The sequence below is a fragment of the Fulvivirga kasyanovii genome, assembly GCF_009711405.1.
Taxonomy (GTDB): Bacteria; Bacteroidota; Bacteroidia; order Cytophagales; family Cyclobacteriaceae; genus Fulvivirga; species Fulvivirga kasyanovii.
This window is the reverse complement of the sequence record NZ_SMLW01000132.1, coordinates 1-1,101: the sequence shown is the minus strand read 5'-3', so window position 1 is coordinate 1,101 and position 1,101 is coordinate 1. Positions and strand designations below refer to the sequence as shown.

The window sequence follows — 1,101 nt, the reverse complement described above, 5'->3', positions numbered from 1 at the left end:
ATTTTGCCTATTGCTCTTGCCGATTGCCTACACAATCACTCCGGGCTTTGCAAACTCACTATCTTAGCCTAATTTCACCGACGGAAAACTCCGAAGCCTTTTGGCAATTGTATGACAAACCACATCCAAATATTATCAGTACATATTCAACTGCTAAACGAGCTGTATTTCAGGAGGAAGCGACATGTCGGCAGGATGATGAGGGAACTAAACAGCTTGTTGGTTGGTGCCGGGCAACAGCTTTCTGATAGTCAGAGGAAGAGAATAGCCGTATATACTGTTCTTGGGTTTTATGTCAACTCCTGCTTTGCCACACTAAGGGGCAGGAAGCTTAGCAAAACAGAAGAAAGAAATACGCTTCACCTGAGCATACTCACCCCTCTGCTCGACGACCTGACAGACATCCTCAAACTTTCTTCCACCGAAATATTGGAGCAGCTCAGTAATTATAAAGGGGGCCATGCGCCTGAAATGCTGCTGCCAAAGTACCTGTACGATCAGATCAGGGATAACGGCAATGGAAACCAGTTTTACCAGACATTTAGACAGGCGTTGATAGCCCAGGATGAAAGCCTGCTGCAACTGGAAAAACAGCAGCTATCTGATGAGCAACTTGGCAAAATCACCTACGAAAAAGGAAGTATCTGGACAGTTTTATTCAGACTCATGCTCACTGACCCCTTAAAAGCCAGTGAGCGAGAAGCCATTCTTCTGTTTGGGCACCTCATACAGTTGACCAATGATATGTACGATGTCTATAAAGACCTTCAAAACGGACAGCAAACCCTTTTTACCAACACCCAAGATATTAGGCGTCAAGAGCAGGAATATGATCAACTCATTGAAAGCATGACGCAAGCCTTTTTGTCGCTGGATTATGAGAAAAAACATATCAAAAAATGTCTGCGCAAGCTCAGTGTTATTACCTCACTGGGCAAGCTATGCCTTGAACAATTAAAGAGCTGTCAGTCCAGGACCAATAACGTTTTTATACCTGCCAGCTACACCCGCAGCCAGCTTGTTTGTGATATGGAAAAGTGGTCTAACAGGAGGAGGTATGTTGGTTTGCAGTTGAAAGCTTATGGTATGTAACCCATTGGT

At 44.3% G+C, this 1,101-nt stretch carries 1 protein-coding gene; it reads left to right on the top strand.

The features are described from left to right. The first annotated feature begins 111 nt into the window (after positions 1–111). On the top strand, positions 112–1,092 hold the full coding sequence (locus E1163_RS00320; protein WP_155168543.1) for a hypothetical protein: 981 nt from the start codon (positions 112–114) through the stop codon (positions 1,090–1,092). Positions 1,093–1,101 lie beyond the last annotated feature (9 nt).

Excerpts from the sequence above, each read along its gene's own strand:
- E1163_RS00320 (WP_155168543.1), top strand. The coding sequence starts at position 112 with ATGACAAACCACATCCAAATATTATCAGTACATATTCAACTGCTAAAC.